13 protein-coding genes are annotated in these 16,240 nt (G+C 32.7%); 11 read left to right on the forward strand and 2 right to left on the reverse strand.

The features are described 5' to 3' along the window. The first annotated feature begins 3 nt into the window (after positions 1-3). The 11 genes from feoB (at position 4) to DW1_RS04970 (ending at position 14,612) form a co-directional block, all read left to right on the forward strand. Positions 4-1,998, forward strand: a complete 1,995-nt coding sequence (feoB, locus tag DW1_RS04920; RefSeq protein ID WP_074349527.1) for a ferrous iron transport protein B — start codon at positions 4-6, stop codon at positions 1,996-1,998. A 10-nt stretch (positions 1,999-2,008) separates the two neighbouring features. Continuing rightward, a complete protein-coding gene (locus tag DW1_RS04925; RefSeq protein ID WP_074349528.1) occupies positions 2,009-2,287 on the forward strand; it encodes a FeoC-like transcriptional regulator in 279 nt (92 codons plus the stop codon). A gap of 355 nt (positions 2,288-2,642) precedes the next feature. After that, a complete protein-coding gene (locus DW1_RS04930) occupies positions 2,643-3,380 on the forward strand; it encodes a 4Fe-4S binding protein (protein WP_074349529.1) in 738 nt (245 codons plus the stop codon). Between the two features lie 424 nt (positions 3,381-3,804). Next, the gene (locus tag DW1_RS04935) at positions 3,805-6,456 is read left to right on the forward strand and encodes a cation-translocating P-type ATPase (RefSeq protein WP_074349530.1); all 2,652 of its coding nucleotides are present in this window, start codon (positions 3,805-3,807) and stop codon (positions 6,454-6,456) included. Positions 6,457-6,636: 180 nt separating this feature from the next. Continuing rightward, a complete protein-coding gene (locus DW1_RS04940; protein WP_143474357.1) occupies positions 6,637-7,530 on the forward strand; it encodes a GNAT family N-acetyltransferase in 894 nt (297 codons plus the stop codon). A 334-nt stretch (positions 7,531-7,864) separates the two neighbouring features. After that, a complete protein-coding gene (locus tag DW1_RS04945) occupies positions 7,865-9,472 on the forward strand; it encodes an ABC transporter substrate-binding protein (RefSeq protein WP_074349532.1) in 1,608 nt (535 codons plus the stop codon). A gap of 66 nt (positions 9,473-9,538) precedes the next feature. Further along, on the forward strand, positions 9,539-10,489 hold the full coding sequence (locus DW1_RS04950; RefSeq protein ID WP_074349533.1) for an ABC transporter permease: 951 nt from the start codon (positions 9,539-9,541) through the stop codon (positions 10,487-10,489). Between the two features lie 3 nt (positions 10,490-10,492). Beyond that, positions 10,493-11,338 carry an ABC transporter permease gene (locus DW1_RS04955; protein ID WP_074349534.1) on the forward strand — a complete coding sequence of 282 codons (846 nt, stop codon included), beginning with the start codon at positions 10,493-10,495 and terminating at the stop codon, positions 11,336-11,338. A 24-nt stretch (positions 11,339-11,362) separates the two neighbouring features. Then, positions 11,363-12,367, forward strand: a complete 1,005-nt coding sequence (locus DW1_RS04960) for an ABC transporter ATP-binding protein (protein WP_074349535.1) — start codon at positions 11,363-11,365, stop codon at positions 12,365-12,367. Then, a complete protein-coding gene (locus tag DW1_RS04965) occupies positions 12,357-13,331 on the forward strand; it encodes an ABC transporter ATP-binding protein (RefSeq protein WP_074349536.1) in 975 nt (324 codons plus the stop codon). Before DW1_RS04960 ends, DW1_RS04965 begins: the two co-directional genes overlap by 11 nt. A gap of 201 nt (positions 13,332-13,532) precedes the next feature. Then, entirely contained in the window at positions 13,533-14,612 is a 1,080-nt protein-coding gene (locus tag DW1_RS04970) for a DNA polymerase IV (protein WP_074349537.1), read from the forward strand. A gap of 163 nt (positions 14,613-14,775) precedes the next feature. On the opposite strand, the gene DW1_RS04975 is transcribed toward DW1_RS04970, so the two are convergent. Together DW1_RS04975 and DW1_RS15470 are read right to left on the reverse strand one after the other, a co-directional pair. Next, positions 14,776-15,540, reverse strand: coding sequence for a protein-glutamine gamma-glutamyltransferase (locus tag DW1_RS04975; RefSeq protein ID WP_074349538.1), 765 nt, complete (start codon positions 15,538-15,540; stop codon positions 14,776-14,778). Continuing rightward, positions 15,537-16,240: hypothetical protein (locus DW1_RS15470; protein ID WP_074349539.1), on the reverse strand; the 704-nt coding region annotated here is incomplete at its 5' end. The genes DW1_RS04975 and DW1_RS15470, both read right to left, overlap by 4 nt.

Below are 16,240 nucleotides of genomic sequence, written 5' to 3' on the forward strand. Positions count from 1 at the left end.
TTAATGAACACTATTGCTCTTGTAGGTAATCCAAATTGTGGGAAAACTACATTGTTTAATGCTTTAACTGGTTCAAACCAGCATATTGGTAACTGGCCAGGTGTTACAGTTGAAAAAAAAGAAGGAAAATTTAAATATAAAGGTGACATTTATAGTGTTATCGACTTACCAGGGACCTATAGTCTTGGAGCTTATTCAGAGGATGAGGTAGTTGCTCGTGACTATATACTTAAGGGAAATCCTGATGTTGTAATCAATGTGGTAGATGCTACTAATCTTGAAAGGAATTTATATTTAACAACCCAATTAATAGAGATGGGGACAAAGGTTATCATAGCTTTAAATATGATGGATGAGGCTCAACAAAAAAATATTGAGATAGATTTGAACAAGCTGTCTAAAGAATTAGGCGTTCCTGTAATTCCTACTATAGCTTCTAAAAATAAGGGCTTAGATTCTTTGATTGAAAAATCCATTAAATACATTAAAGAAAGCCAAGATTCTAAATTAGAATTTAGCTATGGCGGTGATATTGATAAAGAAATTGAACATATAAAATCCTTACTTGACAATTCAGGATTAGGTTATCCTCCTAAATGGATAGCTGTAAAGCTTTTAGAGGGGGATAAAGAGGTTTTTAGACTTATAGAAAGTAAAGGACCTGTTTCCATTCGAGAAAAACTTGCATCTTTGGAGGAAAAAGCGGCTGATTACGAATTTGAAATTGTAGATAAAAGATATGATTTCATCGGTAAGATTGTAAACAAGGCAGTAAAAAAGCCTGTAAAGGCAATAGAAACAAGAACTGATAAAATAGATAAGATTATTACTCATAAATATTTAGGACTTCCAATATTTGCACTTATTATGTTTGGTATATTTCAGTTAACTTTTGTTATTGGTAAAGACTTACTTGGTGGATATGTGGCAACTTTTATAGAGATAATTGGAGAGTATGTAGTTAATTTATTATCCATGGTAAATGCTCCAGAATGGTTGCTATCTTTTCTTTCTGAAGGTATATTTAGTGGAGTGGGTGCTGTATTTGAGTTTATACCTCTCATCACTGTATTATATTTTTTCATAGGTATACTAGAAGATACAGGATATATGGCGAGGGCTGCCTATATAATGGATGGTTTAATGAGGGCCCTTGGTCTTCATGGGAAAACATTCATTTCTATGGTAGTAGGCTTTGGCTGCAATGTACCTGGTATAATGTCTACTAGAACTTTAGATAATAAAAAAGATAGGATGATTGCTTTACTTATAAACCCATTTATGTCCTGTGGTGCAAGATTACCTATTTACTTAGTATTTATAGCTGCCTTTTTCCCTAAGCATGGAGGAATAGTATTATTTTCTCTTTATGCTTTAGGTATAGTTGTGGCATTGTTAGTAGGTAAAATATTTTCAAAGACATTATTTAAAGGCGAATCTTCTGACTTTATCATGGAGCTACCCCCATATAGATTACCTATATTCAAATATGTTCTAAGAGATATGTGGGACAAGGTATGGGACTTTTTATATAGAGCTGGGACCATCATCTTTGTTGTGGTTTCTGTTCTTTGGATTCTATCAATATTACCATTTGGAGTGGAACCCTATAGTCAGGAAAGTATATTAGGTAGAATAGGAACTATTTTAGCTCCGATATTTGTACCAGCGGGATTTGGTACTTGGCAGGCTACAGTTAGTTTATTTGCAGGTATAGCTGCCAAGGAAGCTGTTGTCGCAATACTTGGAATGGTTTATGCAGGTGTATCAGAAGGTTCTCAGTTGGTAACTGCTTTACAGGGTGTGTTTACACCACTTACAGCTACATCATTTATGGTTATGACTCTTTTATATACTCCTTGTGCCGCAGTATTAGCCACTGTAAAACATGAAACTAAGTCTAATAAATGGATGATATTTATGGCAGTTTATCCATTTGTTATAGGCTGGATTGGCGCAGTTCTAGTTTACCAAATTGGTAGACTACTAGGTTTTTAGGAGGGGGCCAATGCTTAAGGATGTTTTAAAGGAAATATCTAATGCAAAAGCATTTTCTGTTTCTTTGCTTGCAAAGAATTTAAAAATATCAGAGGGTCTAGTTGAAGACATAGTGAAGGAATTATCACGAATGGGTTATATTGTTGAAGACATGGGCTCTCCAACTTGCGGCATACCATGTAGTGGATGCGCAATGAAGGCTTTTTGTAATTCTATACCTATAAAGACTTTTACTGTAACGGCTAAGGGGAAGAAGTTACTTGAAAGCATACAAAAGACCTATGTATAAGTTCTTTGTTAATTGTAGAGGTAGTTTGACAGAGATACTAAATATTAAAGTGAATATTTCAATAATCCATAAATACACAAAAAGGCACGAGCTTTTTATTTGATATGATACTTCCAAAGTAGACAGTCTAATTAATTAAAAATTAGATTTTCCACTTGGAGGTATTTTTTTATGTAAAAAATCAGTTATAAGCAAAAACAGAATTAATTAATTAATTAATCATATTTTATATAATGATTAGTTTGGATTACAAAAATAACTGTTTACAAATCTAGGCATATTAACTATACTATAATATATACCCCTATAGGGTATATAAGGGATTAAAAAAACTGTTCAATTAAGGGAGGTTTATATGAAAAACTTAAACAACTACTATATCAAAACAAATCGTTCTTTTAGTTTTATTAGAAAATTTGCCTGGATACTGACGGTTCTTGTAGCTATTGGAGGACAATGGGAACCTAAATTAGGTTTAATTGTTATATTTATAATGGCTGGGTTAACAATTACAGCATTTTTCAATGGAAGGTACTGGTGCGGGAATTTTTGTCCTCATGGAAGTCTATTTGATAAAGTCATTTTGCCTATTAGCAAGAATAAGAAAATTCCAAATTTCTTAAAATCTAAATTTATGATAATTGGTTTTCTTATATTTTTTATGGCCAACTTTATAAGAAGAATACTCAAAATATTTCAAGCATGGGGAACTTATGACTTTTTAGATAAATTGGGGTATTTATTTTCTAACACCTATTTAATGGTTTTAATTGTAGGAGGTATCCTAGCAATATTTATTAACGTTCGTACATGGTGTCAATTTTGTCCAATGGGAACAATACAGAAGTTATCCTATAAATTAGGGAAGGCTTTAGGTTTTGCTAAAAAGACTGAAAAGAAAATTACTATTTCAAACCAAGAAAAATGCTACAAATGTGGTAAATGTGCTAGGGTTTGTCCTTTTCAGTTAATGCCTTATATGGAGTTTTCTCATAATAATCAATTAAATAATATTGATTGTATCAAGTGCTCTACTTGTGTAGTAAACTGCCCTGCAGGGATTTTATCACTTGAAAAAATGTCAAGAAGCTAATAAAGAAACAAATAAAAAAGAAATTCCCCAAATAAAAATACTTATTGCATTTTTAAATCAAAAATGGTACCATATGTATGTAATCAATTTTAAGATAAGTTTACATGTTAAAGGGGAGTAACTTCCTTAGGGTGATAAAGTCAACAACCGGAGGGTATCTATATACCACCTGGCTTTATCCTTTGATACGTCAAAGAAGTAAGACCTTTAGCGATATTTTGTCCATTTGGAACAAAATACTGCTAAAGGTCTTTTTGTTTAGGTTCATATTTTATATAAACAAACTAAATTTATTTTGTGGAGGTGGGTAAAATAAGAAGTGTTTAGTAGCACATAGATAAATTTTGTTTTATGTATGGAATGATAATTTTATCGTTTAGCAGTATGATTTATTACTATTTAGAGAATAGGAGTGTGGATAAGTATGTGGTTTTCGAAATCACAGGAAGAAGTACTTAAGGAACTTAATGTAAATCCTAAAACGGGACTGGCCACTGAAGAAGTAAACTCTAGGCTTCAAAAATATGGTGAGAATAAACTAAAAGGAAAACCAAAGAAAAGTTTAATTTCCTTATTTCTTGCACAGCTTAAAGACATGCTAATATATGTTCTTTTAGGTGCAACAGCTATAACAATTGCAATCGGACATTATGAAGATGCTATAATAATTCTTCTAGTTGTCATATTGAATGCAGTAATAGGAGTAGTTCAGGAGAATAAAGCTGAAAAGGCTATCGAAGCATTGCAACAAATGACTACACCAAAAACCCTTGTAAGACGTGATGGAGAAGTTAAAGAGATAGACTCAGAAAAGGTTGTGCCAGGAGATATTGTAATTATAGATGCAGGTAGATATATACCAGCAGACATTAGATTAATTAATAGTGCTAACCTTCAAATTGAAGAATCTGCCTTAACTGGTGAATCTGTACCTAGTGCTAAGGATGCAAATGATATTCATGAAGACCCTAAGACTCCAATAGGAGATAAGTCAAACATGGCATTTATGTCTACACTTGCTACCTATGGTAGAGGTGAAGGCGTTGTTGTAGCCACAGCTATGGAAACTGAAATAGGTAAGATAGCAAAGATACTTGATGAAGGTAATGATGAACTGACTCCTCTGCAAAGAAGGCTAGAGGAACTTGGTAAGGTTCTTGGTTTTTTAGCAATTGGGATTTGTGCGGTAATATTTTTAATTGGAGTATTCCAAAAAAGAGATTTATTTGATATGTTTTTAGTTGCCATAAGTTTAGCAGTTGCAGCAATTCCAGAAGGGTTAGCTGCTATAGTTGCTATAGTTTTAGCACTTGGAGTTACTAGAATGTCTAAAATCAATGCAATAGTTAAAAAACTACCAGCAGTTGAAACATTAGGCTCTGTAAACATAATATGTTCAGATAAAACAGGTACTCTTACTCAAAATAAAATGACAGTTGTAAAACATTACACTCTAAATAATATTAAGGATGTACCCACTACAGAAACTGAATTTAATGCGAATAAAGATGAAGCGGAATTAATAAAAACATTAGTTTTATGTTCAGACGCTACTTATGAAAATGGAGAAAGTACTGGAGACCCTACTGAAGTAGCTTTAGTAGTATTGGGTCATAAGTATAAGCTTCCAAAAAGAGAATTAAATTCTAAATATGAAAGAGTTGGAGAAAAGCCATTTGATTCAGATAGAAAATTAATGTCAACCCTGAATAAGGAAGGAAAGGGATATAGAGTTCATACTAAGGGAGCTATTGATAATTTGTTAAAGATTTCAACTCATGCTCTTGTAGATGGAAAAGTAGTTCAACTAACTGAAGAAATGAGGAAAAAGTACTTAAAAGTAGCAGAGGAAATGTCAGATGATGCACTTAGAGTGCTTGGTGCAGCTTTTAAGGATACAACAAGTGTAATATCTCCTGATGAAATGGAAAAGGATCTAACTATCATTGGGTTAGTAGGAATGATAGATCCTCCAAGAGTTGAGGTAAAGGATTCTATAAAAGAAGCAAAAAATGCAGGTATAACCCCAGTAATGATAACTGGCGATCATAAAAATACAGCTGTTGCAATAGCTAAAGAATTGGGAATTGCAGAATCTATAGAACAAAGCTTAACAGGTGCTGAAATAGATGAAATGTCAGATGAAGAATTCTCAAGAAAAATAAACAAATATAGAGTATTTGCTAGGGTTTCTCCTGAGCACAAGGTTAAGATTGTTAGAGCTTTTAAATCTCATGGAAATATAGTATCCATGACTGGAGATGGGGTAAATGATGCTCCTTCATTAAAGTATGCAGATATAGGTGTTGCCATGGGTATAACTGGTACAGATGTTGCAAAAGGTGCTAGTGATATGATTCTTACAGATGATAACTTTACAACTATAGTTCATGCTATTGAAGAAGGTAGAAATATTTATAACAATATTAAAAAAGCAGTAATATTTCTATTATCATGTAATCTAGGTGAAGTTGTTACAATATTGGCTTCTATATTGTTTGGTTGGCCAGTACCACTTTCAGCTACACAGATTCTTTGGATTAATCTGATGACAGATAGCTTACCAGCCATTGCACTTGGTGTTGATCCTGGTGATCATGATGTTATGAAAAGAAAACCAAGGAATCCTAAGGAAAGCTTCTTTGCAGAAGGTGCAGCAACTAGAGCAATTATTGGTGGTGTATTAATAGGTATACTAACTCTAGCAGCTTTTTATTTCGGACTAAGCGAATTTGGTTATGGCTTAGGCTCAAAGGATATACCAGAACATGTATTAACCTACGCTAGAACAATGTCATTTGTCGTATTAGCAGCTTCACAATTATTTTATTCATTAACGATGAGAAATTCAATCAAGTCCATACTACAAGTTGGATTATTCTCAAATAAGTGGTTAATAGGTGCTATAATCGTAGGCTTTGTTCTACAGCTTGGAGTTATATCCATACCATTTCTTGCAGATGTATTTGGTGTTCATAATTTAAGTCTAAGAGACTGGGGCCTAGTAATAGGGTTTGCCTTAGTTCCGTTAGTAGTAAATGAAATGATTAAGGCATTTGCAAGACTAAAGGCATAATGCAGCGGGGACGGTTCTTTTTGCATCTGTTTATGATGCAGTAGAGACTGTCCCCATTGCATTTTAGAAGGTATGCAGATATTAATGTAGAATATTTATATTACCAATACACTTAAGTAATTTATGTATTGAGAAGTAAGAAATGAAGTGATTGAAAGGTTTAGGGGAGAGTAAAAAATTATGAAAGAGTTAGGAAACTACTATATAAAATTGAGAGAAAATTTACATCAGAAAGATTATGAAGATATTAGTGGACTACAGAAGCTTTGTATGGAAACAGATAAAGTAAATTTAAAATTAGAAATTGATTATAAGTTACAACTAGCAGAGTCAAAACCTAGTAATACAAATGAGATTAATGAATTCATGTATTATAATGATAGCAATGAACTCATAGGGTATATTGGTATATGTGATTTTGGAGGAGATGCTATTGAGGTACATGGCATGGTTCATCCCGAGTATAGAAGAAAAGGTGTATTTAGGAGGCTATTTTCTTTAGTTAAAGATGAATGGCTCAAAAGACAATCACCTAAAATGGAATTACTAAGTGATAATAGCTCTATTTCTGGATTAGAGTTTATCAAATCAACAGGTGCTAAATATGCTTATTCAGAGCATGAAATGTATTTAAGAGATTTTACAAAACTAAAAATAGAATCTAACAAAGTGGTTTTAAGAAAAGCAACCAATGATGATGCAGAGGAAATTGAAAGAATATACTGCAAGTGTTTTGATGAAGAATATAAGGAAGAGAATATTATAATGCCAGAGGATGAAGAAAAACTAGGAATAATATATTACATTGCTGAGGTTGCCAATAGACCTATTGGCAAGATTAATTTAGCTATTGGTAATGTAGGCAGTATTTATGGTTTTGGAATACTTCCTGAACACCGTGGAAAGGGTTATGGCAAAGAAACTTTAATCAGATCCATAGAAAAACTTAAAGAATATAATTGTAAGGATATAATGATTCAAGTTGAATCACTTAATATTAATGCTATTAACCTGTATAAGTCCTGTGGATTTGTGGAAACTTCAACGATGGATTACTATGAAATGAATAAGTAAATAAAAATGTTAATAACAGGAAAAGTAGTGGGGTGTCAGGGTGACGGTTTTTGTTTAGTCTGACGGTTCTTTTTGCTTTTATAAAAGTAATAAGAACCGTCTTTATTATTTTATACAATAACAATATAAAGATTGCTTTGTTATTCAATTTAAAGAATATTTAAGGATAAAAAACTGTTTTCATTTAATATAGAAAATTGAGTCTATTTACGTTATCTATATTGGTTAATAGGTTTATAGAATAAACCAATTTGATTCATGGTTAACTAAATATTATAATAACCTTGGACTAGAGAAGAAACTACTAAATTACAGTAAGAGGAGGAAGTATTATATGAAGAATAAAAGATGGTTATTATTAGCGATTGCTTTGATGATGTTGTTCGTGACAGCATGTAGCAATACAGTAGAAAATAAAGAACCTAATAATATACCTGAAAATGTTGTTGATAAACCAGCAGAGAAAGCAAAAGTAGATGGAGGTATATTTATCTTTGCAATTGGAAGTGACCCTAATGTAATGAATCCATTATATGCCGGGGATAGAGTAACTATGACTATAAATAATGCACTATATGCACCATTACTTGTTATAGATGCAAATGGAACACGTTATTACTTAGCAGAAAGTTTGACGAGTTCAGAAGATTACTTAACACATACACTAAAGCTTAAAGAAGGGCTGAAGTGGCATGATGGAGAGCCTATAACTGCAGACGATATCGTATTTACAATAAATTCTATACTAGATGAAAACCAAAACTCTCATTTAAGAAGCAAGTTTTTAGTAGATGGAAAGCCAATAGAAGTTAGGAAAGTTGATGAATTAACAGTAGACTTTATATTACCACAGGTATCAGCACCATTTATGAGCAGTATCTCAGGACTTCGTCCTATACCACAGCATGTTTTTGAAGGCGAAGCTGATTTAGCTAAGAGTGAGAAAAATTTATCACCTGTTGGTTCAGGACCATTTAAATTTAAAGAAATTAAGAGTGGGGAAAAAGTAGAATTAGTGAGATTTGATGATTATTTTGATGGAAAACCGAATCTTGATGGAGTAGTATTTAGAGTAATAGCAGATGCAAACTCTGCAAATACTGCACTATTAAATGGAGAGCTTAGTGCTAGATATATAACTACAGATGATATAGACAAGTTTAGTAATAATGATAAGTTTTATGTTGGAACTTTTGATGAAGGCATGTTGAATAACATGGTGTTTAGATTAACAAATGAGGCTTTACAGAATGAAGATGTAAGAAAAGCAATTGCTTATGCTATAGATAAGGATGAAATAGTAACAGGAGTTTATAAATCTGAAGAATACGCAGAAAAAGCCTATTCAGTATTTGTACCAAACACAAAATATTATACAAATAATGTAGAAAAATACGACTATGATGTTGAGAAGGCAAAAGAACTTCTTACTAATGCAGGATATGAAAATCTTAGCTTAAGGCTAGCATATACAAATTCAAGCAAAGAACAAGAAGCATATGGTCTTATTATGCAACAACAACTACAAAAAATAGGAGTGGAGCTCGAACTTATTCCAATGGAAAGAGGAGCTTTCCTACAAAAATTCATTGATGCTACAACAACAGATTTTGATCTAGCATATAACGGGTTTGTTATGGGACTTGAACCAAATGGATATAGCCCATTATTTACTGCTGGAAGTTCTAATAACTTCATGGGCTATGTAAATGAAGAATTAGACCAAATCTGGGATCAGGGTGTAATTGAAACAGACGAAGCTAAAAGAGCTGAAATTTATGAAAAAATTCAAAAACAAATCATAGACGATATGGTTGTATATCCAATTGTATATCCAAAATCAATAGTTGCAGTAAGCAGTGACTTTGGAGGAGTCGAAGAGGCAAAGCTAGTTCCAATTACTATGTTCGAAGATTTATCTAAATTATACAAAATGGAATAGTATAAAAAACTACAAAAGTAAACTGATTTTCAGTTTACTTTTGTAGTTATATTAGGAGGAATTTTGGTGGGAAGATTGATAATAAAAAGAATGCTACAGGCTATACCAATGCTCATTGCCGTATCAATAGTTTCATTTCTTCTTATTAAATTAGCACCAGGAGATCCAGTTCAAGCATATATAACTCCAGAAATGGGACCTGCAGATATTGAGAAAATCAGAGAAAATATGGGACTCAATGACCCTATCTATATTCAATATATACGATGGCTGAGAAATGTTCTTAAAGGAGATTTAGGCTATTCTTTAGTTAATCATAGACCAGTAGCTATACAGATAATAGAAAGACTACCTGCAACTATTGGACTTATGCTAACATCATTAGTATTCTCAATGGTGTTTGGAACTGTAATAGGTCTTTTTTCAGCTGCTAATCACAACAAATTCTTTGATAAGTTAATTACAATTGGTTCTTATTTTGGGATCTCTATACCAAGTTTTTGGTTTGCAATGTTGCTAATATATTTTTTATCTCTAAAATTGAATTTGTTACCTAGCATTGGTATGAGAACAATAGGAGTTCATAGTACCTGGGACCTTATAAAGCATGGAATCATGCCAACTTTAGTATTAAGCATACAAAACATAGCAGTAGTTGCTAGATATGTTAGGTCAAGTACTATTAGTCAATTAAGAGAGGATTATGTAACGGTTGAGTATGCATCAGGTGCTAGTAGAACAGAAGTATTGTATAAGTATGTCTTGAAAAATGCAATTTTACCTGTTATTACAATACTGGGAATGTCATTACCTGGATTAGTATCTGGAGCCTTTATTACAGAAAGTATTTTTGGATGGCCTGGTATGGGACTACTAGGTATGAAAGCTATATTTAGCTATGATTATCCTTTAATTATGGCTATTACAATGTTTTCTTCATTAATACTCATATTAGGAAATCTATTATCAGATATATTGTATGGAGTTGCAGACCCAAGAATTAAGGAGTTGAGTTAATTAATGAATGAGAGATTAAAGTCTAATCTAAAGTATCAGTTAGTAGAAAATAAGCTAGGAATAATAGCAATTGTAGTAATTTTAATTCTTACAATTGCCTCTGCCTTAGCCTTTTTATCTCCTTATGATCCCAATAAAATAGATGTAATGAATCGTCTGTCACCTCCTACAAGTTCTAATATATTTGGTACAGATGAACTTGGCAGGGATTATTTTACTCGTGCTTTGTATGGAGGAAGAGTGTCATTAACAGTTGGTTTTTTATCAATGATAATTTCTACAAGCATAGGTACTATAGTGGGTACTATTAGTGGATATTTTGGGGGAAAAATAGATGGTATTATTATGAGAACTATTGATATACTAATGTGCATACCTACTTTTTTTCTTATCCTTATATTGAATGCATATTTGAAGCCCGGTATACAAAATATCATTATTATTATTGGATTATTTAGTTGGATGAGTATTGCAAGAATAGTTAGAGGAGAGACTATTTCAATTAAAGAAAGAGAGTTCGTATCATACTCCAAGATAATAGGAGAAAGACCTTTAGTAATTATAAGAAGGCATATTATTCCTAATATTTTTCCTACAATTATAGTTGCCTCTACTTTAAATATAGCTAGTGCTATTATTACAGAATCATCATTAAGTTTTTTAGGATTAGGAGTACGCCAACCGAACTCTTCTTGGGGAAGTATGCTTAAATACGCACAAGGATATATGGAAGAGGCACCTTATTTAGCGATTTTTCCAGGACTTTTAATACTTCTTACTGTATTAAGCTTTAATGTGTTAGGAGATATATTTAGAGTTGCCTTTGAACCAAAGGCAAACAATGATTAGGAAAATATGAAAGGATGTTATTGTATGAAAAAGTCCTTGCTTAAAATAAAAGATTTGCATGTTTCTTTTTTCAACCATAGTGGTGAAGTTAAAGCAATTCGAGGAGTAAGCTTTGACGTAAATCAAGGCGAAATCCTAGGAGTAGTAGGGGAATCAGGCAGTGGAAAGTCTGTAACATCTCTGTCTGTTATGAGGCTCCTTAAAGGAAATGGTAAAATCACTAATGGTGAAATAATTTATAAGGGAGAAAATCTAGTAAACAAAAGTGAACAGGAAATGATGAAAATTCGTGGTAATGATATTGCAATGATATTTCAAGACCCTATGACATCATTAAATCCCGTTTTTAAAGTAGGAAATCAAATATCTGATGTTATAAGAAGGCATCAGGGACTAAGTAAAAGTGAAGCTAAAGAAAAAGTTATAGAAATGTTCAGCATGGTTGGAATTCCATCACCCAAAGAAAGATATCACAATTATCCCCATGAGTTCAGCGGTGGTATGAGACAAAGGGCTATTATAGCTATGGCTCTAAGCTGCAAGCCAGATTTATTAATTGCAGATGAGCCTACTACAGCATTAGATGTTACTATTCAGGCTCAAATACTTGAACTTTTACTGGAATTAAAAGAAAAGCTAAAAACTTCTATCATTCTCATAACTCATGATTTAGGAGTTGTAGCAAATACATGTTCTAGAGTTGTAGTAATGTATGGAGGACTTATAATGGAAGAGGGAAGTACAGAGGACATATTCTTTAATCCAATGCATCCCTATACTAAAGGATTACTTCAATCCTTGCCAGATATTGAGCATGGGAAAAAACAGAGACTTGTACCTATAAAGGGGAATCCTCCTGATATATCTACAGAAATTAAAGGATGTCCTTTTTCAGAACGTTGTCCTTATAAGATGGAGATTTGTGAAAAGAAAGAGCCAGAATATTATACCGATGGAAAAGGACATAGAGCTATGTGCTGGCTCTTAGATAATTCCATAAGTAGAAAAGGTGAGAATCATGGGAAATAGAAATAAGCTAATAGAAGTTAAGAATTTAAAAAAATACTTTCCAGTAAAAAAATCATCTATTTTAGATAAAACTAGATATTTAAAAGCAGTAGATAATGTTAGTTTTCATATAAGTAAAGGTGAAACCTTTGGTTTAGTAGGAGAATCAGGTTGTGGTAAATCTACTACTGGTAAAAGTATTATAAGACTTTTTGATATAACAGATGGAGAAATACTGTATAAGGGAGAAGATATTGCAAGGCTAAGTGAAGCAAAATTGAGACCTTATAGAAGGGTAATGCAGGCAATATTTCAGGATCCTTATGCATCTCTAAATCCTACCCTGACAGTAGAGAAACTTATATCAGAGCCTTTAGATGTCTATAATATGGGAAGTAAAAAAGAAAGAAGAGATAGAGTACTTGAGCTACTAGAGAAGGTCGGATTAAATGAGAATCATATGAATAGATATCCTCACGAATTTAGTGGTGGACAAAGACAAAGAATAGGCATAGCAAGGGCATTGTCAACTAACCCAGAGTTTATTCTTTGTGATGAACCTATATCTGCCTTAGATGTTTCTATACAAGCACAGGTGGTAAATATGCTAGAAGATTTACAAAGTGAAATGAATCTAACTTATCTATTCATAGCCCATGATTTATCTATGGTAAGACATATATCACAGCGTATAGGTATAATGTACTTAGGAAAACTTGTTGAAGTAGGTCCTAGCGAAGAGATTTATAATCATCCAGTACATCCCTATACTCAGGCGCTTTTATCCTCTGTTCTTAAGCCTAATCCTAGGATAGCTAAGAAAAAGCCAATAAAGGCCTTAGACGGAGATATACCTAGCCCTCTAAATCCACCATCAGGATGTAGATTTGTTACAAGATGTAAATACGCAATGAAGAAATGTAACGAAATAGAGCCTAAATCAAAGGAAGTATCGTCTGGACATATAGTATCATGCCATTTATAACATATTATAATAAATCAGACTAAGCTTTTTATCATCCCGGTTTATTTCTTTTAAACTAGGGATGATTTTTTGTGCTAAACATTAGTAATAGCAACTATAACTTCAAACTTTACAGAAAACAGACCTTTGCCTATAATATAGTTAGTCAATATAAAAGGTATCAGTTAAAAGCTCTTTTAAGCTGCACATCGAGGTGATAAAATGCATTCCACTCAAAAAATAGCTCTATCAGAAAAACTAAATATCATTCATGTAGACATGGATGCTTTTTATGCATCTGTAGAAGAGCATGATAATCCAAAGCTGAAGGGGCTTCCTGTTATTGTAGGGGGAACTAGTAATCATGGTATTGTAACTACTGCCAACTATAATGCTAGAAAATATGGAGTCCATTCTGCTATGCCCATTTTCATGGCTAAGCAAAGATGTCCAAATGGATGTTTTTTACCTGTAAGAATGGAAAGATACAAGGAAGTTTCTAAACAGGTCTTTAATATTCTATATGAGTTTACTGATTTAGTAGAACCCTTGTCTATTGATGAAGCTTTTCTTGATATTACAGATGTAGAGGATAATCCTATTAAAATTGCCGAGGAAATAAAGAGAAAGGTAATGAAGAATACAGGATTAACACTATCCATAGGTATCTCTTATAATAAGTTTTTGGCTAAGCTAGCATCTGATTGGAATAAGCCTAATGGATTAAAGGTAATAACAGAGAATATGATACCAGACATTTTACTACCACTTCCAGTCAAATCAGTATACGGTATAGGACCTAAATCTGCTAAAAAATTGAACAATATAGGTATCTACACAATAGAAGACTTAATGAGACTATCCGAAGAGTTTTTAATAGAGTTCTTTGGAAAGGCTGGTAGTGAAATATATAATAGAATTCGTGGCATTGACTATAGAAAAGTCAATACAACACGTGAAAGAAAATCCTTAGGAACTGAAACTACTTTTTCCGACTATACAAAGGATAAAGATGTTTTAAAGAGTTATTTACACGACTTTTCACTGGAATTAGAGTCAGCCTTAGAGAATAGAAGTATTCAAGGCAAGACCATAACCTTGAAGATTAAGGACGTAAACTTTAAGACTCGCACTAAGAGTAAAACCTTAAATAATTATATAAGTAGCTTTGATGACATATTTGAAGTTGCAGTTAATCTATTACAAGAAATAGAAATAGAGCATGATATTAGATTAATAGGTCTTACTGTATCTAATTTAGAAAGCTTGAAGCTTGAACAGCTTTCATTATTTGATTATTAAAGAAATCCTTGACTGACGCTTAGTATATCAATTAAGTACCTTCTAAAGGTTTCCTTTTAGAGGTCATTCTGAGACCTAGTCGAAGAATCTCATGTATATGGCAATAGTTAAATTGTGAGATCCTTCGCTAGTGCTCAGGAAGACATTCTGAAAATTTTTTCAACTAACTCCGTGTAAAACTATGATACCTAGAATGCAGGTGTTTAAAATTAGGCCTAGTTGCAGTATCCATCAAATAAGCTGATCTTCTTGCACCTGTTTTTCTATTCCTATTTAAAATTCTAATTATTTCATTTCCAGTAGTGATTCCCATTCCATGTGCGTAATAGGTTCCATCACCTAAATCTATAGCATTTTCCCCTTGTAAATATGCCCTTAATGGATTTACATCAGGATTTTTAAAGTATCTGCAATCTCCAGGGAAATAATCAGGAGGATTAGAATAATTGTTTAAGCCCAAGTTTCTATTAAGATAGTGCCAGTTCATTAATTGTATATTTGTAAACATTGAATTAAATAGCTCTACTGGATATATATCTAACACTGCCTTATAATAAATTATTACCATTGCAGTAGCACATTCAGTACCATATTTGCGTCCATTTCTAAAGATATCTTCTATTGCCTCACTTGGCTTTACATTGTTTTTTAATAGAAATCCACCTTCATTAGTACGGGTCCAAAAATCCCTATTACAGAAGGACTTCGTAAATACTCTAAAGGCAAGACCACTACTATTAAGTTTTCTAGAAGCATTAATTATGCTCATACGTAAATCTAACTCGAACTTAAGCTGGTCTAAGGATGTATAATCATATCTAGAATTGCTAGATGCCATAGTTGTGACTATATCTCTTTGAATTCTATTTAGAGAGTATTGATTAAAGATATTTTCTGGAGTTACTGTACGTCCTGAAATCCTAATCATTGTACCCCTCCTATCCAAGCATTTGCATACATAACCTGATATGGAATCGTATAAGACAGCCACATATTCCACCAACTTCTATCTTTGTGGTGCATATTATATGAATACCATGCTAGAAGGGTTTGGGTATAGTTGTCAAGCCTATTAAATTCATCTAGCAGCCCTTGTTCTTCTGTAGTTAGTTTTTGAAGGATTTGTCCTGTTTCAATGGCAACAGGCTTACATAAATACTTTGCTCCTAATACTACTTCATAAAAAACAGGGTCGCTTTTTAGACTGTAGCTTTCACCAGTATAGCGTAAAAATGCTCTGTTTTCTTCTAGCCAGTTGTTAAAATAGGAATACATTTGTTGGTTATTTGAAAATTGGATATCATTCATTCCAGGTACAAAGCTTAAAAGCTTACGAGCTAGAAGTACATCCTTTGGCTCAGAAGATAGTAGCTTATTTGCGACTAAATAAATACTGTTAATATCTTTGGATTCAAAAAGAGCCCATATTAGGTCATGGTTAAAACAGTTTTTTCTATGTCTTTCAAATGATAAATCTGTGATTATAGGTAAGCTTTCTTTATCTCTATATACTGTTGCAAGTAAAATTGCTGCTTTATCAACTGCTTCATCAAGTTGATTTTCGGGTATATCAAGCGTATTTCTTGATTCTAGTATCCATCTCAGAGCAGAACAAGATAGTTGTATAT

The sequence above is a fragment of the Proteiniborus sp. DW1 genome (genome assembly GCF_900095305.1).
Taxonomy (GTDB): Bacteria; Bacillota; Clostridia; order Tissierellales; family Proteiniboraceae; genus Proteiniborus.